The organism is Peribacillus sp. SIMBA_075 (assembly GCF_046534585.1).
Window position 1 is genome coordinate 1 of record NZ_JAWRYN010000540.1, and the last position, 274, is coordinate 274.

At 51.8% G+C, this 274-nt stretch carries 1 protein-coding gene; it reads left to right on the forward strand.

What is annotated here, in order from left to right; all coding sequences use genetic code 11:
* The coding region (locus tag SB775_RS29325) for an ATP-binding cassette domain-containing protein (protein ID WP_410864749.1) at nucleotides 1-274 on the forward strand (274 nt) is incomplete at both ends.

Genomic DNA, 274 nt, shown 5'->3' on the forward strand with positions numbered 1-274 from the left:
TATCTATAAAGGAGAAACCTTGGGTCTTGTGGGAGAGAGCGGCTGTGGAAAGTCAACAACAGGGAGGACCATCCTGCAGCTGCTCCAGCCTACCGAGGGCGAGGTCATTTATGAGGGTAAAAATCTGGTTGGCATGCGTCACAGCGAGCTGCGCAAATTGCGAAAAAGCATGCAAATGGTGTTTCAGGACCCGTATGCCTCTCTCGATCCCCGACTGACGGTAGGACAAATCATCGCAGAGCCGATCGAAATTCATGGTCTATACTCGGGCAAG